We start from the raw sequence: 20,503 nt of genomic DNA, 5'->3' as shown, positions 1-20,503 counted from the left end.
CGAGCGGATGCGGGGCCCGCGCTACCGGTTCACTCGCCCGACCCGACCGCCGATGGGCCAGGTCGTCCGCCGCTCGGTCGAGGGGTCGCCCCAGAGCTCGGCGAGGTCACGGCCGACGGCTTCGAGGAGATGCTCCTGGCCGGCCTCGCGGGCGGCGCGGACGGCCGACCAGGTCGAGAAGTAGCCGAGCAGCGCATCCAGCGTGAGGTTCTTCTCGATGCTGGGAGCACGGAACTCGAGCTCCTCGAACGGGAAGGGGAGGTCGCGGTACTCGCGTTCGACGAGGCGCCGTGTCGGCGGCCAGTAGGCGTCGAGGTCGTCGGCGTAGAAGCGCTGGGCGCGTTCGTCGATTGCCGGATCGTCGATGTGGAGGATGCCGTAGCAGAGGAGTGCGAGGATGCCGCCGTCGGCGCTCACTCGGGTGACCTCGTCGTAGAACTTGGGCAGGTCGAACCAGTGCGCGGCCTGGGCGACGCTGACCAGGCTGGCGGAGCCGTCGTGGATGCTGCTCGGCAGCGATTCGGCGGGCGCCTGCACGTACTCGACGCGCGGATGCGGCGCGGCGTTGGCGATCTGCTCCTCGCTCGGGTCGAGGCCGACGACCTCCTCGAAGACGTCGCCGAGGGTGGTCGTGAACTGGCCGTTCCCGCAGCCCACGTCGAGGGCGAGGGCCGTGCTCGGCGTGAGCTCGGCCAGCTCAGCGGCCAGCGTCGAGGGGTAGCTCGGGCGGAAGTCGGCGTAGGCCCGCCCGCCCTCGGTGAACCAGTTGCGCGCAGCTCGAGTCATGCGCTGATGCTAGGCGCGGTGGCTGAGCGCTCGGCGGCGGTTCCGGCTGGCGTCAGGCGTCAGGGGTCAGGCGTCAGGTGTGGGGCGCCAGCTCGGCGATGGAGCAGGTCGGCAGGGCGACCCAGCCTTCCACCTTCGCTGCGTCGAGCAGGTCTGGTGCGACGGGCAGCGTCTTGCCGAGCGCGTGGGCGCGCGCGTTGAGGGATGCGGCGAGGGCATCGAGGGCGTCGTCGGAGCGGCCGAGGAGCAGGCGCTGCTCGTCGGTCGTCTCGAGCCAGGGGAGCGCATCCAGCAGCGCCGCCGCCGCCAGGACGCGCGCCTCCGGCTTGGTCTTGTACCCGGGAGTGAGCAGCCCCCAGGCGCGCAGGGCCGCGGCGGGGTAGACCTCGGCGAAGCGTCCGCCGCCGGAGCGGTCGACCTCCTCGCCGGTCGATTCGAACGCCTCGAGCAGCTCGGCGCAGTGGATGGCCGTCATGCCGAGCCGGTCCGTGGATACGCTCAGCGGCCACCGCCCCGTGCGCTCGCGCACGACCCGGTCCGTGTTTCGGTAGGCGAGACGCCGACGCAGGTCGATGCCGGAGTGCGTGCGCGCCCCCGTCGCCCGTCCTGCGTGCGCCGTCACGAACTCGACGAACTCGACGGGCCAGCCGAACGCGCAGTCGATGCCGATGCTCGTCGCATCCACCGACAGGTCGACGATGTCCGCGTCGTGGATGCCGAGCCGCAGCTCGGCCACGCGGGCCGTATCCGCTCCCCACTCGATGGCGGCGAGCGCCGTCCGGGTGGGCTCGGCGGCCAGGTCAACGCCAACGGTTCTCACTCGAGCAACGCTACGGGAACGCGACTGGGCCCCGCTGCGACTCGCGCCAGGTCTTCTCAACTCGCGAGGGCGCGCGCCTTCACTGCTGCGAGGTCACGCTCGAGGCGCTCGATCGCGACGCGCAGATCGTCGCCCTGGTGCGCGGCGAGCCCCTCCAAGATGAACCCTCGAGTGAGCGTCGACAGCGACACGCCATTCTTCGCCGCAAGTGCTTGCAGTGCCTCAAGCGCCTCCGCGGGTACCCGGAGCGTCAAGAGCGGAGATGGCCCATGGTTGGGTTTCGTCCACTGCCCCTCAGTGGTGGTCTCTCGATACTCGGGGCTGTCCGCCTCGAGCTCGGCGCGGATCGCGTCGCGTGCGTCCTGGGGGAGTGCGTCAGTCATTGTCTCGCCGTTCTTCGTAGAGCTTTCGATGGGAAGCATTGGCAGGCCAGGCGTTGCCGCCGAAGAGGCGCCCATCGTGCCTGATCACGATCACCACAAGTAGCTGTTGAAGCGATGTGCTCCATCCGATGTACCGGTCTGATCTGCTGGATCGACTTGCTGGGTCCGGTGAGCGGAGGAGGGCCTCCGGGTCGTCGAGCGCTTCCTCAGCCTGGTGGGGTTCGACTCCGTGACGGTCGCGCATATGCGCGACCGCGTCAGGGTTAGGGTCCCAGGTGATTCTGACCATGATCGAGTGTATAACACCCGTTGTACGTTTCGTGGATGCTCAGAAGCACGCGGCCAGGTTCCGACCGGTGCGAAGCGACCGCACTCGCGTTACCGCCTGGCTAGGCTGACGTGGTCGAGCCGCGTTCCGCTGCCCGGGTCAGGGAGGGTGCTCGTGCGTGTGGGCTCGTTGGGTGCGGCGCAGGACGCATCCGCTCGTCGCTCGCTGGTGATCGCAGTGCTGTCGCTGCTCGGGGCGACCCTGTTCTGGGCGAGCAACTACATCGTCGGCGAGGCAGTGCTCAAGACCTTGGACCCGCTCAGCCTCGTGCTGTGGCGTTGGACGCTCGCCGCCGTGCCGCTGCTCGCGATCGCGCACTTCGTGGAGCGTCCCGAATGGCGTGAGGTGCTGCGAGCCTGGCCGTGGCTGCTCGCCCTCAGCTGCACGGGGCTCGTCGGCTACAACCTGACGCTCTACGCCGCCCTGCAGTACAGCGATGCCTTCAGCGCGTCCCTTATCAACGCATTCAACCCCGCCGTGATCGCGGTCGCCGCCGCAGTCTTCCTGAATCAGCGCCTCACCAGCACCGGCATCTGGGGCGTCGTGATCGCCCTCGTCGGCGTGTTCGTCGTCGTCAGCGGCGGCGATGTCGGCGCGTTCCTGGAGGCGGGGTTCGGGATCGGGCAGCTGCTCATGTTCGGCGCCGTCGGCATCTGGACGGCCTACACGATCATCGGCCGCCGATCGCCGCCGCTGCCGCCGATCACCTCGACGTCGATCCAGGCGGTCATCACCGTGCTCCTCGTCGCGCCGGTCACCCTCGCGACGGGCGGCCCGCAGCTCCCGGTCTCAGCGGAAGCGCTCACGTCGCTGCTGCTCATCGCGGTGTTCCCGTCGGTGCTGTCCTACCTGCTCTGGAACCGCGCGCTCGCCGTCATCCCGGCGGCCAGAGCAGGGGTGTTCCTGAACCTGATCACCGTGTTCACGGTCGCGTTCACCCTGCTGGCAGGACAGCCGTTCACGATCGGGCAGCTTGTGGGCGGGGCGATCGTCATCGTCGGAGTCGTCGTCGCGAACGCGCAGGCGTTCCGGCGGGCGGCTTGAATCCGCCTGTGTCGCAACGAACCGGGTAGCTGACGAGCGCGGGCGTCTTCAGCGCTGCGAGGTCGAGTTCTCGGAGCTCGATCGCGGTGCGACTGCGACGTCGGAGCCCTCCTGCCGCGGTGCCCCGCGGCCGACCAGCCAGCTCGCGACGGCGGCGACGGCGACGAGGGCCAGCACGGCGATGAGCGCGGATCTGAGCCCGAAGTCCTCGCCGAGGAAGCCGAGTGCTGGCGGCCCGACGAGGAACGCGATGTAGCCGAGCGTTGCGGCGAACGCGACGCGCGCATCGGGCCGGTCACCCGAGGCGCCAGCGGCCGAGAGGGCCACGGGGAAGCCGAGTGCCGTGCCGAGGCCCCACAGGATCGCGGCGCAGGCGGCGACCGCCTGGTTGTCGACGAAGATGATGAGCGCGAGCCCTGCCGCGCCGATCAGCGCGCTCGCGCAGAGCACCGCGGGCCGGCCGAAGCGGTCGACGAACGAGCCGCCCACGAACCGTCCGACGGTCATCGACAGGGCGAAGACCGCGAAGATGCCGGAGCCCCAGGCCGCGTCGAAGCCGTGCCCGTCGACCATGACCAGAGGGAGCCAGTCGTTGGCACTGCCCTCCGCCATGGCGAGCGCGAGCACGATGACGCCGATCAGCAGCAGCGTCCTGTCGCGCCAGAGCGGACTGCTGGTTGGCGCATCTTCCTTGTCGGTGCTCGCCTCGAGCGCCGCCCTGCCGGTAGCCCGGGGAAGGAGGCGGATAGAGGCGACGAGCCCCACCGCGACGACCACGGCGGCGATGCTGAGGTGCGCCAGGATGGGGAAGGACGTGGCGGTCGCGACGATGCCGCCGACTGCGCCGATGGTGGTGCCGAGGCTGAAGAAGCCGTGCATGGCGGGCAGCGTCGATTTGCCGAGCTGCCGCTCCACGTCAGCCCCCTCGATGTTGAGCGCCACCTCTGCGCCGCCCATGCCGAGGCCGAAGAGGGCGAGCCCGAGGGCCACGACGATGCCGGAGGCCAGCGCCGCACCCGCCCCGATCGTCAGCGCGCTCGCCGCGACGAGGGTCATGCCGACGGCGATGACCGGGCGCGCGCCGAACCTGCTGACGAGCCGGCCCGAGCTGAGGATGCCGACCATCGACCCGACCGACAGGCCGAAGAGGATCAGCCCCATCTCCGCGGTCGACGCGCCGAGCGCATCCCGGACGTCGGGGGTGCGGGTCACCCAGGATGCGATCGTGATGCCCGGCAGGAAGAAGAGCACGAACAGCGCGAAGCGGCGGCGCTGGGGGGAAGCGGGCAATTGAGGTCCGTTTCAGATGAGGGGGTGTCCCTATGGTCTTGTCAAGCGGCAGGAGCCATAGGTGGCTGGTAGATGGTGCCGTCTCGGAGTATTGCGCAGAGAACGTCGCAGCGTCGTCTCGCGAGAGCTCACGAGTGCTTGGTTGTGGCGTTTGCCTTGCGCTCGTTTCCGGTCGTAGTACGACCTTGAAACTGGGTCTCTGAAAGTGGTGCGGATGCGGTCTTGTGGATTTCAGGAATCGCTCGAAACTGATCGTTTATGACGGTGACTGGACCGAGATCGCAGGCCATGGGTCGCTCCCGCTTCGACCAGACGGCTCGGGTCTATGGGGCGAGTGATGTCAGCTGCTGACCTCCAGCGCCAGAGCCTGGATGCCCGAGCCGCTGCCGGAACCGGTCAGTGACCGCCGTTCTGCTGTCAGTCAATGGAACCGCGTTCGCCGAGCGCGACTGCGGCTTGAAAGATCTCCACGACTACGTCGGGGCCGTCGAAGGCCTGGCTCGGGTTCACGTCTTCCCCCTCGTTGGCCGCGTGGATGATGAACGTCTCGCTGATGAGCCGGTTGCCCACGAGTCCCGTCTTGCGAGAGACGACGTTTCCCGTCACCTCGATCTTGCCGATTGCCCCGGAGAACCACTTCACCTCGCAGTACGTTGGCCTCACGAGATAGCCACCCTTGGAGGTCTCGAAATCGGCCGCGTCGTGCAGGCGGTACGAGATCGTGGTCATCCGCTTCGGGCGGTCTAGACGGACGGTCATCAGCTTGCTCCTCGGCGTCGCGCTCGGCTCGTTCCCACAAGCGTGGCCCGGCAGCTGCTCCCCCGCAAACGATCGTTTGTGGGGGAGAGGTTGAGCCGGACGCCGTCAACGTCTGTGAATCACAGCCGTAGATGTCGCCGCGATCACGGCGATGTATGTCCTGTCTCATGCGTGAGTCAATTCGCCTCGTGGCGGCGCAGTGATGCCGATCTCTGTCATCGACCTTGGGGAGTGGTGGTTGTCCCCGCCATCACCGATTGATCCTTCGATCTACTCGGTGGTCGTTCTGTCGCGACGGAATAGGCGCCAGACCCTTGCGCCGACGAGCAGGAAGAAGGCGATGATGACGATGGGCACGACGAGCCATTCCCATCCCCCCGACCACCCGATGCCGAAGCCCTGATCATTCGAGAACGCGTTGACGGGCACGAAGACGAAGGTTGCCTCCGCCTTCATCGGTGCAGCGCTATCCACCACTGCCAGCATGCCCCCGGCGAACGAGAGGAACACGACCCAGTACGTGCCGAGCGCTGCCGCGGCAGTCAACGTGCCGATTGACCAGAGCGGCCGCATCCATCCTCCCTCGCCATAGCGTGCTGCAAGTGTTCGCGGGGCACCCAGGTCGGCAATTACCGCTTGCACCGGCCGCCCATCCGTGTCAATCTCGTCGCGCAGCGTTCTCAGGATGCGCCTACGCTCGGACGCAGAGACGACTCCCTCGAGGTGCCAGTCCAGACGAAGCAAGTACATGGATGCGCGCATGGATGTCGAATGTTTGGCTTGAGTGAAGTGTGACATGCTCATTCCTTTTCGAGTTTGATGGCTTCGGACACGGCCGTAGCAGTTTGCTCCCACTGATGTCGGGCGACCGCGAGTGCAATTGCGCCTGCATCCGTCAGCGCGAAGTACTTACGAGGCGGGCCACTCGGCGACGACCTGGAGAACGTTGTGACGAGAGAGTCCCGTTCGAGCCGGTTCAGGACGGGATATACCAACCCCGTACTGACTTCGAGGTCGAGCGCCGTCAAGCGCTCGACCAACTCATACCCGTAGGACTCCTCCTGCTGAATAAGTTGCAGAACTACCAACGGGAGCACTGCGCGCGTCAGTTGCGCATCCTGTCGAGCTTGTATACGAGACACGCTAGTAGTGAAGCATGAATAGCGAGAGCCTGGCAAGCTGATTCTCGAATGCGGCCACACCGTGCAGGAAATTGCCGACACGTTCGGGGTGTCCCGGCCCACGATCTATCGGCACTTGGCCGAGCACGTCGAGCGGGCCTGACAAGGGATCATGGCGCACCTCAGCGACCGGCAGAAAGCCGAGCTCGTGCGCCAACACCAGGACGGCGTGCCGTGGACGCGTTTTGCGGAGCACTCCGGCGTTGCGGTGCGGACTCTGCGACGCTGGGCCCCGCAGTGTCTGGAGGCCACTCGACCCGGCGCCGGAACGGGCACCGCCAAGCGGCCGCAGGGGCTCGCCTGCCTCGACTATCTGCGCGAGGGTGACACTCTCGTCGTGCGCCGTCTCGACCGCATCGCGGGTAGCGAGACGATGGCCATTCAGGCCATCAGTGAGCTGCACGATCGCGGCATCAACATCAAGAGTCTCACTGAGCCCAACATCGACACGACCACGCCGATGGGGCGCGCATTGTTCGGCATCGTCGCTGTTTTCGCGCAGCTCCGCGTGGACACGATTCGGGAGAACACACAGCGCGGGCTCGCGCACGCGCGAGCCCAGGGCCGCGTCGGCGGTCGCCCGTCCGTGATGACGCCCGAGCGCGCAGAGCAGGCGCTGAACATGCGAGCCCAAGGGCACAGCATCCAGCGCATCGCGACCGTGCTCGGCGTCGGCAGCTCGTCCGTTTCGCGTGCGCTCGGTCGCGCCGCCGAAGACGCCAAGCTCGACGGCACGCAGCTCTCCGCGTAAGCGGCCTGCCCGCTTCTTGCCCGTCCTCCCAATACCTGCTGCCCCTCACTGGGAGAGGCCGCGGTCCAGGGCGCGGCTTGCCGCATCGCATGCGACGCGGAACGCTCTTGACGGGGGCCTCTCGCGTGACAGAATCTGCGCATTGGGGGAGAAGGCGTGGCTTCGAGCGTATCGTCCGGCTGGCCGATGCGGCGCGCCAGAAGAGGGCCGCCATGCACGCATGGCGGCCCTCTCGGGACGAACGGCCGTGGTCACTCGCCGGTGTTGCCTACGCGCCGGTTGCGGGCAGCGCCTCGAGCGTGGCGCCGTTCGAGGCGATGAGCTCCCGATACCAGTGGAAGCTGTCCTTCCGCACGCGGTCGCCGCTGCCGGCGCCCTCGTCGTCGAGGTCGACGTAGATGACCCCGTACCGCTTCGTCATCTGCGACGTGGAGGCGCTGACGATGTCGAGTCCGCCCCACGACGTGTAGCCGAGCAGGTCGACGCCGTCCTCGATGGCCTCCCGAACCTGCTGCAGGTGCTGGCGGAAATAGTCGATCCGGTACTCGTCGTGCACGGCCCGGTCGTCGCCGGACCCTTCGAGCACATCCGTCGCCCCGAGGCCGTTCTCGACGATGAACAGCGGCACCTGGTAGCGGTCCCACAGGTCGTTGAGCACAAACCGCAGGCCCTCGGGGTCGAGGTGCCAGCCCCATTCGGTGGTCTGCAGGTGGGGGTTCTTGATCGTCGAGAACAGGTTGCCACCCGTTGCGCCGTACTGCTCGGGGCTCACGGAGGAGACGAGGCTCATGTAGTAGCTGAACGAGATGAAGTCGACCGTGTTGGCGGCGAGGAGCGCCTCGTCGCCCGGCTCCATGGCGACGTGGATGCCCGTGTCGCGCCAGAAGCGCCGCACGGTTCCCGAGTACCGGCCGCGCACCTGCACGTCGGTGTGGAACAGGTTCATGTTGTTGTCCCACTGGGCCCGCACGATGTCGGCGGGCGCCGAGGTGGCCGGGTAGTGGGCCATGCGGGCGAGCATGCAGCCGACCTGCGCATCCGGGGCGATCTCGCGGGCGGCCTTCGTGGCGAGGGCGCTCGCGACGAACTGGTGGTGCAGCGCCTGGTAGCCGACCTGGCGTGGGTCGACGCCCTCCTCGGGTTCGCGCTCGATGATGCCGCCGCCCGTGTACGGCTCGATGAGGGTCGTGTTGATCTCGTTGAACGTGAGCCAGTAGCGCACGAGTCCCCGGTACCGCGTGAGGATGGTCCTCGCGTACGTCTCGAAGAGGCCGACGACGGCGCGGTTCGACCATCCGCCGTACTCGGTGACGAGGTGCAGGGGCATCTCGTAGTGCGACATCGTGACGACCGGTTCGATGCCGCGCTCGCGGAGGCGCGTGAAGAGACGCTCGTAGAAGAGGAGGCCTTCCTCGTTGGGCTGGGCGTCGTCGCCGTTGGGGAAGATGCGCGACCAGGCGATCGACATGCGCAGTGACTTCAGGCCGAGCTCCGCGAAGAGCTCGACGTCGCCCTCCCAGCGGTTGTAGAAGTCGCTTGCCGAGCGCTTGGGGTAGCCGGCAGCGCCCGGGGTGGCGATGGCTTCGGCGATCTGCGCATCCGTCGCCTTCATGAGGGAGGTGATGTCGACGTAGTCGCCGGTCTTGCGGAAGGGGATGACGTCGGCCTGCGAGAGGCCCTTGCCGTCTTGGTCGAAGCCACCCTCGACCTGGTTCGCGGCGAATGCGGTGCCCCAGAGGAATCCGTTGGGGAAGGCGCCGGAGGCTCCGTGCGGGCTCGGGTCGGTTGCGGTGCGCTGCTCCGTGGTGCGGGTCATGCGGTTGCCTCCTTGTGGCTGGCCTCGGCGTCGATGGTGGAGAGGACGTGCATGAGCGCGTCGCCGTTCCCGCGCGTGCCGGGGGTGCCCGGCACGATCGAGCGCAGGCCGAGGTTGGTGATGACGATGACCGTCACGGTGTCGTTGGTGGCGCTGACGGCGTCGAGGTCGACGTCGATGAGCGGGTCGCCGATGGTGACGCGGTCGCCTTCCGCGACGTGCGCCTCGAAGCCGCGGCCCTGCAGGGAGACCGTGTCGATGCCGATGTGGATGAGCACCTCGGTGCCCTGGTCGCTGCGGATGGCGACGGCGTGCTTGGTCGGGAAGACGGTGACGACTTCTCCCGTGACGGGCGACGTGACGTGACCGCTGGTCGGGCGGATGGCGGCGCCGTCGCCGACGAGACGCTGCGAGAACGTCTTGTCTGGCACGTCGTCGAGGGGGATGAGCTCGCCTGCCATGGGGGAGGCGATGAGCTCGCCGCTCGAGGGCGCGAGGGGTGCATCCGTCGTCGAGGCGGCGCTGGCTGCGGTGGCTGCGGCCGCCGGCTTCTCGTGCGCCGCGACGGTCTGGGAGGCCTTGGCGAGGATCGACTCGTCGATGCCGAGGATGGCGGAGACGACGGTCGAGACGATGAACGCGAGGACGATGCCGAGGATCGCCCACCCGAAGGTGGCTCCGACGAGGCCCGGCAGGCCGGGGAGGCCGCCGTTGCCGGCGAGCACGTAGGCCTGCACGCCGAAGCCGAGCGAGATGGCGCCGCCGACGCCGGCTCCCGCCATGGAGGCGATGAGGGGGCGGCGCAGCGGGAGTGCGAGTCCGTAGAGGGCTGGCTCGGTGACGCCCATGAGGGCCGTGAAGGTCGTCGAGAGGGAGAGCGCCTTGATCTGCGCGTTCTTGGCGCGGAGGAAGACGCCGAAGACTGCACCGGCGGTCGCGAACGTCTGCACGTAGGTGAGGGGCAGGAACTTGTCGTAGCCGAGAGTGGCGAGGTTCTGCAGGATGAAGGGGACGAGCGCGTAGTGCATCCCGGTCATGATGATGAGCGGGAGCAGCGCGCCGATCACGAAGCCGGCAGGTGCGCCGCCGTTGTCGAGCGCCCAGTTGATGCCGCCCGCGACGCCGTTGCCGACGAAGGTGCCGAGCGGGCCGAGGGCGACGAGCGTGATCGGGACGACCGTGACGAGCGTGAGCATCGGCACGAAGGTCAGCTTCAGGAACGACGGGATGATCTTCGTGAAGAGGCGCTCAGCCCACGACATGAGGTAGACGCCCAGCAGCACGGGGATGACGGAGTACGCGTAGGAGACCGACGTGACCGTGACCCCGAGGAGCGCGACCGGCTCGCCGGCGCTGAGCATGGTCGTGAGCGCCGGGTAGACGAGGACCGCGCCGAGGGACGCCGCGACGTAGGGGTTCGCGTTGAGCTTCCGCGCTGCCGAGACGGCGACGACGATCGGCAGGAAGAAGAAGACCGCGTCGGCGATGGCCGAGAAGATGAGGAACGTCTGCGAGCTCGGGTCGACCCAGCCGAACGCGTTGATGAGGGCGAGCACACCCTTGAGGAGGCCCGCGCCGGCGATGGCCGGGAGGATGGGTGCGAACACGCCGGAGATGAAGTCGAAGAAGCGGGTGTGCAGCTTCTGCTTGCCGCCCTTGGTGCCGGCGGATGCATCTGCTGCGCCCTCTTCGGAGCTCGCGAGGCGCGGCAGCTCGGCGACGATCGCCTTGTGCACCAGCGGCACGTCGTTGCCGATGATGACCTGGTACTGCGAGCCGGCGTCGTTGACGCCGACGACGGGCCCGATCGCGGTGAGCGCGGCCTGGTCTGCCTTCGTGTTGTCCTTCAGGCCGAAGCGCAGGCGGGTGACGCAGTGGTAGAGCGAGGAGATGTTCTCTTCGCCGCCGACTGCGGCGATGATCGCTGCGGCGTCTTTCTCGTACTTCATGGGGTGTCTCCTGGTCGGGGAGAATCCCGGCTTCACGCGGTTGCCCTCACGCTGCGGTGGATTCTTGGGGTGTTGAAAACTGTGGGGTGGATGCGGCGGTGCCGTGTCAGAGGAAGTTCGCGATGTGCAGACCGAGGTAGACCTTCTCGGAGGCGCTCATCGCGTGCCCGTGGCTGCGCTTCACGAACGCATCCACCTTGTCGACGCTCGAGAACGCTGCCGGTTTCTGCTCGGTGAGGATGCGCAGCAGCTCGGCGTCGTCGCGTTGCACGGTCTCGCCGAGGAGCACACGCTGCGCGAAGAAGCGCACGTGGGTGACGAAGCGGAGATACGACGAGTTGGCGTCGTCGTAGTGCAGGCCGAAGTGGAGGCGCACGATGTCGAGGATCGAGTGGGTCAGCTCCATGAGGCGGGCCGCGCTGTCGGCGGCGCCGCCGACCTGGGCGTTGATGACGTGGAGGGCGATGCTCGTCGCCTCCTCCTCGGGGAGTTCGACGTCGAGGCGCGAGTTGAGCTCGGCGACGGCGCTCTTCGCGAAGGCGTACTCGCTCGGGTAGTAGCGGCGCACCTCGACGGCGAGCGGCACGGTGAAGTCGCCGCCGTCGCGGGCACGCTGCACGGCGAACACGAAGTGGTCCGCGAGGCTCGCGTAGAGGCTGTCGCTGATCTTCGCGCTCAGCTCGGCGCGCGCGCGGGCGACGAGGTCGGCGGTGGCGGTGAGGATCTCGGCCGGGATCGAGTCGACGATGGAGGCGAAATGCCGGCTGGCCGCGTCGTCCTCGAGCCGGAAGACCTTCTCGACGAGCGACTGGTCGACGCGCTCGCCCGGCTTCGAGCGGAACCCGAGTCCCTTGCCGAAGACGATGACCTCCTGCAGGGAGTCGTCCAACGCGTCAACAACGTTGTTGTTGAGTACCCGCCGAATGATCATCTTGCTCTCCTAGGAACACGCTTGCTGAAATCGTCGTCGAAACAGCTGCGGTGTTGCCTGCGGAAGCAGTGACAAGCCGCTGTCACTGTAACCACATCCTCGAGACATGGCAAGCGGGAGGGCTACGGGGTCGTCTCGCCCGGGTAGACGACGCCAACCGCGGCCCGGGCCTGGTCGAGCACTTCCAAGATCTCGATGGATGCCTGCCAGGGCATCACGGGAGACTGCGTGGCCCCGTCTGCGAGGAGACGCGCGAACTCGGCGGCCTCGAACTGGAAGCCGCCTGGCACCGTCGCATCCCACTCGCTGACGGTGGCACCGCTGACGCCATCGGTCGACTCGTCCGTGGCCTCCCCGGACCCGTCGCGGTCGAACTCGCTCACGCGGAGCATTCCCGGAACGAAGAACTCCCCGGGCAGTTCGACGATGCCGTGCTCGAACACGAACTCCGCGCTCGACGCGGCTCGTCCCTCGAAACTGCACCGAGCCGTGCCGACGGCGCTCGCGGTGCGCATGATGACGGATGCGGACCCGTCGACGGCGTACCCGGGAAGCAGGTTGCCTGCCGCGGCGACCTCGACGGGCGAGCCCATGAGATCGTGGACCGCGGCGACCGAGTAGACGCCGATGTCGAGCAGCGCGCCACCGCCCTGCTCGACGTCCACGATGCGCGGGACGGGGGTCTCCATGATCCCGGCGAAGTTCGCGTGGGCGGTGACGAGGCGACCGAGCATTCCGTTGGCGGCGATCTGCCTCGTCACCGTGAACTGGGGGAGGAACCGCGTCCACATGCCGTCGACGACGAGCACTCCACGCTGTTCTGCAGCGGCGAAGACCTCGCGGGCCTCGCGGGCATTGAGCGTGAACGGCTTCTCGACGAGCACCGGCTTGCCTGCGCGGATGCACGCGAGCGCGAGCTCGTGGTGTGTCGAGTTGATGGTTGCCAGGTAGATCGCGTCGACGCTCGGATCCGCGATGAGCTCGGCGTAGGAACCGTACGCACGCTCGACGTCGAGCTCCTGGGCGAAGGCCTCGGCGCGCGACAGCTCGCGCGCCCCGACCGCCGCAATCGCCGACCGGGTGTGACGGGGCACCTCGTGCGCGAATCTGCGCGCGATATGGCCGGCACCGAGGATTCCCCAGCGCAACGGGGGAGCATCCGCCGGGTCGAGCAGCTCGACACCCTCCGCGAGGCGAGCGATGGGGGCGGGGAGTTCGGCGACGAACGCGGGGGCGGTGGGGCCAGTCATCATCCGAGTCTGGCATCGGGCGAGGGGGTGAGTCGAGGGGCGCGTCGTCTCGTGAGCCCCGGCGCAGCTCGCGGCGTCCGCCTACTCCAGGCCGAGGTCGATCACGACCTTGCCGCGGGCGCGGCGCTCCTCGAGGCTCGCGACGGTCTCGGCTGCTTCGCGGAGGGGGACGACCGCGGTGATCGAGGCGCGCAGCTCGCCGCGCTCGACGGCGGGCGAGAGCCGTGCCCACTGCTCGGGGAGCGACACGAGGCACTCGGGCATGAGCCCCTCCCAAGCCGCGCCGACGACGGAGATGTTGCCAAGCAGCAGCCGGTTGGTCTTGACGGTCGGGATGCTGCCGCCGGTGAAGCCGAGCACGACGAGGCGCCCGCGCTTCGCGAGGCACCGCAGGGAGTCGGTGAAGCGGTCGCCGCCGACGGGGTCGAGGACGACGTCGACACCGCGGTGGTCGGTGAGCTGGCGGACCTCGGCGAGGAAGTCTGCAGCGAAGACCGTGTGGTCAGCGCCGACCGAGCGTGCGAGCGCAGCCTTCTCCTCGGTCGAGACGACGGCGATGACGGTGGCGCCGATGAGCTTCGCCTGCTGGATGAGGGCGACGCCGAGCCCGCCAGCGGCCCCCTGGATGAGGACGGTCTCCCCTGCCCGCACCTGCCCGCGGTCGCGGAGGGCGAAGTCGGCGCTCAGGAGGTTGATGGGCAGCGCCGCGGCATCCACGAAGCTGATCGAGTCGGGCAGCGGCAGCACCCGGTCGGCCGGTGCGACGACGTACTCGGCGAAGGCGCCATGGCTGGCGACACCGAAGACCCGGTCGCCCTCTGCGAACCCGGAGTCTTCGCCGGCCTCGGCGACAACTCCCGCGAACTCGCTGCCGAGCACAAACGGATTCGGGATGCGGTGCTGGTACTCGCTGCGCGACTGCAGCACGTCGGGGAACGCGGCGCCGGCCGCCCGCACCTCGACGAGCACATGACCTGGAGCTCGGTGGGGCACCGGCACCTCGCGGAGCTGCAAGCTCCGCGGGCCGCCATCCGTCGAGTTCACGACCGCCCGCATCCCAGTTGCTCGGTCGGGCGCAGGGTCGCGTGGCGCGTCGTGCGTGGGCTGGTCTGGCAGAGCATCCGGCATGCGTTTCACGCTAGCCGCTTCGGTGAGAGGCGACCTCCGTGGGCGGGTTCTCGACCGTCGCGGAAGCGCTGAGTTCAGCGCTGCTCCTGGGCTCTGGTGGCCTCGCTGTAGCCCTCGATTGCCAGATTGAACCTGCTCAGGTAGTCGGCGAACCGATTGACGTCGTCGTCTGGCCATTCGTCGAGGATGTGCTCGAGGGCTGTGAGCGAGCGCTGCCGTGTGGCGAGGAGGCGCTTCTCTCCCTCTGCGGTGACGTTGAACTTTCGTGCGATGCCCCCAGAGGGGTCGTGGATGCGCTCGAGCAGGCCCGCCTGCATGGCCGAGCTGGTCTGTCGATGGACGGTGGAGGTGTCGAGTCGCAGAGCCACGCTGAGTTCGCCGATCGACATCGGACCCTGCTGGTGGAGTCTGCTCAGCAGCAGGTAGGCGCTGCGTTCGACGCCCTCGTCGTGGCGGTGCTGTGACGCCGAGAAGCGGCCGAGCAGCATCTGCTGGTACTCGATATCGGCGATGCGTCGATCCATGGAGCCTCCGTCTCAACGCCGTGAATCCGCGTTGGTGTGGCCTGAGTCTACTCGGGTGTGTATCCTGCAATTGCAGAATACATATCAATTGCACTATGCATCTTCAGGAGAACAGGTTGGCTACTTCCCCCACTCGCTCCGGACGCGTCGTCGCCGTGCTGGCCTTCGCAGGCATCGCCGCCTCGCTCACGCAGACGATGATCACTCCCTTGATCGCCCAGCTCCCCGCGATCTTCGACACATCGCTGTCGAACACGGCCTGGATCGTCACCGCAACGCTGCTCGCGGGAGCCGTCGCCGTGCCGATCGCGGGGCGCCTCGGCGATCTCTTCGGGAAGCGGCGCATGCTCCTCATCTCGACCGTGCCGCTCATTCTCGGAGGGGTCCTGTGTGCGATAGCGCCGAGTGTCGAGGTCATGATCGCCGGACGCGCGCTACAAGGAGCTGGGACCGGCCTGGTGCCGCTCGGCATCGCCATGCTGCGAGACACCGTCCCCCGAGAGAAGCTGTCGTCGGCCATCGCGACCGTGAGTGCCACACTCGGCGTGGGCGGTGCGATCGGTCTACCAGTGGCGGCCGCCGTCATCGAGTTCGCCGATTGGCGCACGCTCTTCTGGGGAAGCGCCGCAGTGACCGTGCTGGCCGCACTCGCGCTTCGCCTCGTGCTCCCTGCCGTTCCAGCCGCCGCTGCCGGCCAGCGGTTCGATGCACCCGGTGCGATCGGCCTCGCAATCGGCCTCGTCTCGCTGATCCTGGCGATCTCGCAGGGGTCCTTGTGGGGGTGGACTTCGGGCGTGACGCTCGGCCTCTTCGCCGTCGCGGCCCTCGTCTTCGTCGCCTGGGGCTTCTGGGAGACTCGAACACGGGATCCCCTGATCGACCTGCGCACCGCAGTGAGACCTCGCGTGCTCTTCACGAACATCGCCTCGATCTTCGTCGGCTTCGGCATGTACGCCAGCATGCTGGTCCTGCCTCAGGTGCTGCAGCTTCCGACGAGCACCGGATTCGGCCTCGGACAGAGCGTCCTGGCCGCCGGGCTCTGGATGGCTCCCGCCGGGCTCATGATGCTCGTGCTCTCACCCGTCGGCGGCCGGTTGACCGACCGACGTGGGCCCAAGTTCACGCTCGCACTCGGCTCCGCGGTCATAGCCCTCGGCTACGGGGTTGCGCTCTTCGGCATGGGAAGCGTCTGGGGGATCCTCGCAACCTCGCTGGTCGTCAACAGCGGCGTCGCGCTCGCCTACGGGGCGATGCCAGCCCTCATCATGGGGTCCGTCCCCCTCTCTGAAACGGCTGCGGCGAACGGATTCAACACGCTCATGCGTTCGCTGGGCACGACGGTCGGCGCGGCCATTGTCGGCGTCGTCCTCGCGCAGATGACGCTGGAGTCGGGCCCCGGCCCCGTCATGCCGTCGGAAGCCGGCTTCCGTGTGGTGCTGGTGATCGGCGCCGGCATTGCGGCCCTTGCCACCGCGGTCGCCTGCTGCATCCCCGCGAGCAAGCACGGCGTCGACAGCGGTGTCGCCCCGACGGAAGGGGCGTCGACGGACTCGGAGCCAGCGCTGACCAGCCGCTGACACTGACGGAGCGGAGTGCGCCTTGTGCTCACTCCGCTCTGTCGGCGCCCTGGGATGGTCGGGCGGCGCGTGCCGCCAGAGCGTCGGAGACGGCGGTCATGCCGCGCACGAAAGCCCGCAGCTCTCCGAGCTCGAGGTCGCCCAGGATGCCGTCTCTGAACTCAGGACCAGTGACGACGAGGTTCCGCATCGCCGATCGTGCGATGTCGGTCGCCCGAACGCGCTTGGCTCTCGCATCATCCGGGTCCTCATGGCGCGAGACCATCTGGCGGGCCTCGAGCCGGTCGAGCAGCTTCGACATCGACGCCATGGACACATCGAACATACCGGCGAGTCTCGCGCCGGTCGTGCCGTCCTCGGTCGTCACGAGCACCGTCAGCACTTTGAGCTGCTGCACCGTGAGGTCGATGTCGAGGAGGGGAGGCAGGAAGGTTCGAAGAGCAGCGTCTCTGAAGGTCGCATCGAGCGCCGTCGCCTGCGCGAGCAGCTCTATCCGTTCGTCTTCCTGTCGCGGCACACGACCACCGTACGTCGAATCGGCGGATAGGCTCACGATCTGCCTCCCCTCGCGGTGGAGCTACCCGCCGTTCGAGGGTCGGATGCCCTCGCCGAGCGCCTCGAACTCGTACACGAAACCACCACCCTCACCGCTCACGGTGAGGAACCCGTTGGTCGTGCCGGGCTGGATGGCGATGTTGGTCGCGGACGAGACCCCGGCGTCGTCGGGAACGACGACCTCCGCGACGAGCGATCCGTCGGGGTCGTAGACGAGGACCGCCGCGCGATTGTGCAGACCGACGTAGAGATTTCCCTCCGCGTCAACCGCCGCCGAATCGATCTGCGCCTTGCCGGCATCCACGCGGATGGCCGGGTGGGCTGTGGCGACCGACGTGCCGTCCTCGGCGAGCGTCAGGTAGTCGACCTGGTTGCCGGTGTTGAGCGTCACCCACAGTCCGCTCGCGTCGGGAGTGAACGCGAGTCCGTTCGGTGACGCGAGCTCGCTGGCCAGGACGTCGGCGGTGGCTCGGTCTGCGGAGACGCGCACGAGACGCCCGGACGGTTCCCAGTACGGTGCCAATGCTCCGGCCGCGTCGGTCACGAACAACGCGCCGGTCTCGTCGAAGGACAGGTCGTCCGGGCTCATCGGCGTCCCTTCGACTTCTCCTTCGAAGACCACGCGCGGGTCCTCGCCCTCGGCGGTCATGCTCAGGATGCGGCCGCCGATCAAGTCGGTGACGTAGAGGCGTCCGTCGACGGGGCTGAACTGCGCCGAGGTGAGCGCGCTCCGGTCGTCGGTGTAGACCGACGAGGACTCGCCCGTCTCCACATCGATACGGTGCACCTTCGGGGAGCCGGGAGGGGCTGTCACGTCGACGAGGTACAGCAGTCCGTCGTCGCCGAATGTCGGCCCTTCGAGCAAGGTCATGCCCGTTGCCTCGTGCACGGTCGTGACCTGCGCCACCTCCGTGGCCGTGATGTTCTGCGGCGACGCCGTGGTGCCGCTTGCGGGCTGCCCAGCGGTGGTGGCGCATCCGCTCAGCGCGACCGCGAGGAGCGCCGTGCCGGCTCCGATAGCCGCAGTCCGCCCGCGGTTCCGACTCGAGGTCATGCGCTCACCCCCACGCCGGCGGTCTCCTGCGGGTGAGACGTGGACGGTTCGACGAGAATCTCGTGCATCCGGTTCGCGCGCCACTCGCGCAGCACCCGATGGAAGACGACCGGGCCTGGGCTGTAGGTCGCACCGCCGATGGAGCGAGTGCCTTCTCCGTTGTAGTAGCCCGGCGTGCACTCCGCCTGGAACGCGCGAGTATCGGCGGCCGTGGATGCGACTTCCCGCACCCACGCGTGCTGTGCTTCGAGTGTCGGTTCCAGGTATCTGGCACCGCGTCGACGCCCTTCTCCGATGACCGCAGCGATGTGCTCGGCTTGTTCCTGCAGGATGTGCGTGAAGTTCACCGAGTTGGCGTTCTGCAGCGCGCTGAGGTGGAAGAGGTTCGGGAACCCGTGGGTCGCGAATCCGTGAAGCGTCTGGATCCCCTGCCCCCACGCTTCCAGCAGCGTCTGCCCGCCGCGCCCCGTGACGGGAAGCGTGCCGGAGAGCACACCGGACACGCCGACCTCGAATCCGGTCGCGAAGATCACGCAGTCGACCTCGAACTCCTCGTCGCCGACGACCACCGACGTCTCCGTCATGCGCGTGATGCCCCCGTGGTCCGCGGTGTCGACGAGCGTCACGTTCGGCCGGTTGAAGGTCTGCAGGTACTCGTCGCTGAAGCCAGGTCGCTTGCACATGTACCGATACCAGGGCTTGAGGGCCTCGGCGGTCGCGGGATCGGCTACGACCTCGTCGACGCGCGAGCGGATGCGGTTCATCGTGCGAGCGTCGTCGAGCTCGTCGCGCAGTTCCCGCTCTTCGCGCGAGACGCTCTCGTCGACGGCGCCGCTCAGGATCTGGCGCTGCAGGTCGACCGTCGCCGTCCAGCCGTCGGTCACGAGACTCTCCTCGACGTGTTCCCCGGCGAGGACCTCCAGGAAGTTCTCCATCCGCTCTCGCTGCCAGCCGGGGCGCAGGGAAGCAGCCCACTCCGGATTCGTGGGGCGGTTGTCGCGGACATCCACCGTGGACGGCGTGCGCTGGTAGACGAAGAGGTGCTGGGCGTCTCGACCGACGTGGGGGATGAGCTGCAGCCCGGTCGCCCCCGTGCCCACGACTGCGACCCGCTTGTCGGCAAGCCTGGACAGTCCGCCATCTGCGGTTCCTCCCGTGTACGAGTAGTCCCAGCGGCTGGAGTGGAACGTGTGCCCGCGGAAGGTCTCGATGCCGGGGATGCCGGGCAGCTTCGGCTGCGTGAGCGTGCCGGAGGAGGTCACCACGTAGGTCGCGTGGAAGCGGTCACCGCGGTCGGTCGTCACCAGCCAGTTCTCGCGTTCGGCGTCCCATTCGAGAGCGGTCGCTCTGGTCTGGAACAGTGCGTCGTCGTACAGGCCGTAGTGCTCTGCAATGGCAATCGCGTGCCGACGGATCTCCTCGCCTGGCGCGTACCGCCATCTCGGCATGTAGCCGACCTCTTCGAGCAGTGGCATGTACACGTACGACTCGATGTCGCAGTGGATGCCGGGGTACCTGTTCCAGTACCAGGTGCCGCCCACGTCGCCGGCCTCGTCCATGATCCTCACCGACTCGACGCCCGACTCCTTGAGCCGCGCGGCGGTCAGGAGGCCGCCGAAGCCAGCTCCGATGATGAGGGCTTCGACCGTGTCAGTCAGTGCGGGGCGCTCGTGGTAGGGGGTGTAGGGGTCCTTGGCGTAGTAGCCGAATGTGCCTGCCGCTGAGGTGTAGCTCCGAGTTGAGCCTGACGGAGCACGGCGGTCGCGCTCCCGGCGATACTTTCGGCGCAGGTCTTCGATATCGGGGGGAACTTCTGAGTCTGTCCTGGAGGTGTCTGTGGTTGCGATGGTCATCGGACTCCTGTTCAGGTGGTGCATGGTCGCAGCGCACAGGGAATCACGGGCGTGCGAGGGGGCCGCTGAGGCGCCGCCGTAGCTGGCGCGACCAGGCATCTTCGGATCGATCTCCCGTTCTTTGAGAACGATTAACCTGAAGCTAAGTAATTTCCCTGGGTGTTCACTGGGCAATTCCAGGCGCGAGTTGCGAGCGAGGCGCGGCATGTCGGTCGCCTGATGGCGAGGGGGTGCGACCGTGCACCCGGGCCGTTGGCCCTCGGATGAGTGGCACGAACGCACGGTCGCATCCTCGGAGCCGCCACTTCGAAGAGGAGGTGGTTGCGACTCACCGGTAGTATGGCAACCGATTGTCAAAACACAAAGCCCATGCGGCGACATTCCGTGGCCGCATCGTCAACCACCACCTCGAGGTGCAAAGCAAGATGAGCCGTAGAGCGAAGATCGTCGCCACCCTCGGTCCAGCCGTCAACACCCCTGAAGGGATCCGCGCCCTCATCGGCGCCGGCGTCAACGTCACGCGC

General features: G+C 67.9%; 21 protein-coding genes and 1 pseudogene. 5 read left to right on the top strand and 17 right to left on the bottom strand.

Annotated elements, in window-relative coordinates; genetic code table 11:
- Nucleotides 1-21: 21 nt before the first annotated feature.
- The 3 genes from C5E07_RS18590 to C5E07_RS18580 form a co-directional block, all read right to left on the bottom strand.
- Nucleotides 22-786, bottom strand: coding sequence for a class I SAM-dependent methyltransferase (locus tag C5E07_RS18590; protein ID WP_104301517.1), 765 nt, complete (start codon nt 784-786; stop codon nt 22-24).
- A gap of 73 nt (nt 787-859) precedes the next feature.
- Nucleotides 860-1,606, bottom strand: coding sequence for a DUF429 domain-containing protein (locus C5E07_RS18585; protein ID WP_104301515.1), 747 nt, complete (start codon nt 1,604-1,606; stop codon nt 860-862).
- Nucleotides 1,607-1,662: 56 nt separating this feature from the next.
- A complete protein-coding gene (locus C5E07_RS18580; protein WP_104308669.1) occupies nt 1,663-1,989 on the bottom strand; it encodes a hypothetical protein in 327 nt (108 codons plus the stop codon).
- 442 nt (nt 1,990-2,431) lie between these two features.
- Here C5E07_RS18580 and C5E07_RS18575 point away from each other — a divergent pair, with 442 nt between their 5' ends.
- Entirely contained in the window at nt 2,432-3,361 is a 930-nt protein-coding gene (locus tag C5E07_RS18575; protein WP_258064053.1) for a DMT family transporter, read from the top strand.
- A gap of 48 nt (nt 3,362-3,409) precedes the next feature.
- Here the strand turns inward: C5E07_RS18575 and C5E07_RS18570 are convergent, their stop codons facing one another.
- The 5 genes and pseudogenes from C5E07_RS18570 to C5E07_RS18550 all read right to left on the bottom strand — a co-directional run bounded on the left by C5E07_RS18570 (nt 3,410) and on the right by C5E07_RS18550 (nt 6,507).
- Entirely contained in the window at nt 3,410-4,651 is a 1,242-nt protein-coding gene (locus C5E07_RS18570; protein ID WP_104301511.1) for an MFS transporter, read from the bottom strand.
- Nucleotides 4,652-4,692: 41 nt separating this feature from the next.
- Nucleotides 4,693-4,852, bottom strand: a pseudogene (locus C5E07_RS18565) (IS110 family transposase); the annotation flags it as partial.
- Nucleotides 4,853-5,068: 216 nt separating this feature from the next.
- Nucleotides 5,069-5,410, bottom strand: a complete 342-nt coding sequence (locus C5E07_RS18560; RefSeq protein ID WP_146080660.1) for a hypothetical protein — start codon at nt 5,408-5,410, stop codon at nt 5,069-5,071.
- Nucleotides 5,411-5,680: 270 nt separating this feature from the next.
- Nucleotides 5,681-6,208, bottom strand: a complete 528-nt coding sequence (locus C5E07_RS19295) for a hypothetical protein (RefSeq protein ID WP_146080659.1) — start codon at nt 6,206-6,208, stop codon at nt 5,681-5,683.
- Nucleotides 6,209-6,210: 2 nt separating this feature from the next.
- Entirely contained in the window at nt 6,211-6,507 is a 297-nt protein-coding gene (locus tag C5E07_RS18550) for a PadR family transcriptional regulator (RefSeq protein WP_258064055.1), read from the bottom strand.
- Nucleotides 6,508-6,589: 82 nt separating this feature from the next.
- On the opposite strand from C5E07_RS18550, the gene C5E07_RS18545 reads away from it, so the two are divergent.
- Both C5E07_RS18545 and C5E07_RS18540 read left to right on the top strand, forming a co-directional pair.
- Nucleotides 6,590-6,694 (top strand): helix-turn-helix domain-containing protein, encoded by a 105-nt coding sequence (locus C5E07_RS18545; protein ID WP_228497005.1) that lies wholly within the window; start codon nt 6,590-6,592, stop codon nt 6,692-6,694.
- Between the two features lie 9 nt (nt 6,695-6,703).
- Nucleotides 6,704-7,342: a recombinase family protein gene (locus C5E07_RS18540; RefSeq protein ID WP_104301502.1), complete on the top strand. Its 639-nt coding sequence runs from the start codon at nt 6,704-6,706 to the stop codon at nt 7,340-7,342.
- Between the two features lie 268 nt (nt 7,343-7,610).
- Here C5E07_RS18540 and C5E07_RS18535 read toward each other — a convergent pair whose 3' ends face one another.
- The 6 genes from C5E07_RS18535 to C5E07_RS18510 form a co-directional block, all read right to left on the bottom strand.
- Entirely contained in the window at nt 7,611-9,158 is a 1,548-nt protein-coding gene (locus C5E07_RS18535) for a glycoside hydrolase family 1 protein (RefSeq protein WP_104301500.1), read from the bottom strand.
- Nucleotides 9,155-11,107 carry a beta-glucoside-specific PTS transporter subunit IIABC gene (locus C5E07_RS18530; protein WP_104301498.1) on the bottom strand — a complete coding sequence of 651 codons (1,953 nt, stop codon included), beginning with the start codon at nt 11,105-11,107 and terminating at the stop codon, nt 9,155-9,157. The genes C5E07_RS18535 and C5E07_RS18530 overlap by 4 nt, the downstream gene beginning before the upstream one ends.
- 106 nt (nt 11,108-11,213) lie before the next feature.
- A complete protein-coding gene (locus tag C5E07_RS18525; protein ID WP_104301496.1) occupies nt 11,214-12,038 on the bottom strand; it encodes a PRD domain-containing protein in 825 nt (274 codons plus the stop codon).
- Nucleotides 12,039-12,160: 122 nt separating this feature from the next.
- Nucleotides 12,161-13,288 carry a Gfo/Idh/MocA family protein gene (locus C5E07_RS18520; RefSeq protein ID WP_181058185.1) on the bottom strand — a complete coding sequence of 376 codons (1,128 nt, stop codon included), beginning with the start codon at nt 13,286-13,288 and terminating at the stop codon, nt 12,161-12,163.
- Nucleotides 13,289-13,369: 81 nt separating this feature from the next.
- Nucleotides 13,370-14,416: an NADPH:quinone oxidoreductase family protein gene (locus C5E07_RS18515; protein ID WP_258064052.1), complete on the bottom strand. Its 1,047-nt coding sequence runs from the start codon at nt 14,414-14,416 to the stop codon at nt 13,370-13,372.
- A gap of 74 nt (nt 14,417-14,490) precedes the next feature.
- A complete protein-coding gene (locus C5E07_RS18510) occupies nt 14,491-14,940 on the bottom strand; it encodes a MarR family winged helix-turn-helix transcriptional regulator (RefSeq protein ID WP_104301490.1) in 450 nt (149 codons plus the stop codon).
- Between the two features lie 116 nt (nt 14,941-15,056).
- Between C5E07_RS18510 and C5E07_RS18505 the strand changes: the two genes are divergently transcribed.
- Complete coding sequence (locus C5E07_RS18505; RefSeq protein ID WP_258064051.1) at nt 15,057-16,517, top strand: MFS transporter; 1,461 nt, start codon at nt 15,057-15,059, stop codon at nt 16,515-16,517.
- Nucleotides 16,518-16,545: 28 nt separating this feature from the next.
- Here C5E07_RS18505 and C5E07_RS18500 read toward each other — a convergent pair whose 3' ends face one another.
- The 3 genes from C5E07_RS18500 to C5E07_RS18490 are packed head-to-tail and all read right to left on the bottom strand — an operon-like array spanning nt 16,546 to nt 19,979.
- A complete protein-coding gene (locus tag C5E07_RS18500; protein ID WP_181058183.1) occupies nt 16,546-17,070 on the bottom strand; it encodes a MarR family winged helix-turn-helix transcriptional regulator in 525 nt (174 codons plus the stop codon).
- A 24-nt stretch (nt 17,071-17,094) separates the two neighbouring features.
- A complete protein-coding gene (locus C5E07_RS18495) occupies nt 17,095-18,126 on the bottom strand; it encodes an SMP-30/gluconolactonase/LRE family protein (protein ID WP_104301484.1) in 1,032 nt (343 codons plus the stop codon).
- Nucleotides 18,123-19,979 carry an NAD(P)/FAD-dependent oxidoreductase gene (locus tag C5E07_RS18490; RefSeq protein ID WP_104301482.1) on the bottom strand — a complete coding sequence of 619 codons (1,857 nt, stop codon included), beginning with the start codon at nt 19,977-19,979 and terminating at the stop codon, nt 18,123-18,125. Before C5E07_RS18490 ends, C5E07_RS18495 begins: the two co-directional genes overlap by 4 nt.
- A gap of 425 nt (nt 19,980-20,404) precedes the next feature.
- Between C5E07_RS18490 and C5E07_RS19290 the strand changes: the two genes are divergently transcribed.
- Nucleotides 20,405-20,503: pyruvate kinase (locus C5E07_RS19290; RefSeq protein WP_146080658.1), on the top strand; the 99-nt coding region annotated here is incomplete at its 3' end.

This window comes from Pseudoclavibacter sp. RFBJ3 (assembly GCF_002931375.1).
In the GTDB taxonomy this organism is placed as follows: domain Bacteria; phylum Actinomycetota; class Actinomycetes; order Actinomycetales; family Microbacteriaceae; genus Pseudoclavibacter.
This window is presented reverse-complemented; position numbering and strand designations above follow the sequence as displayed.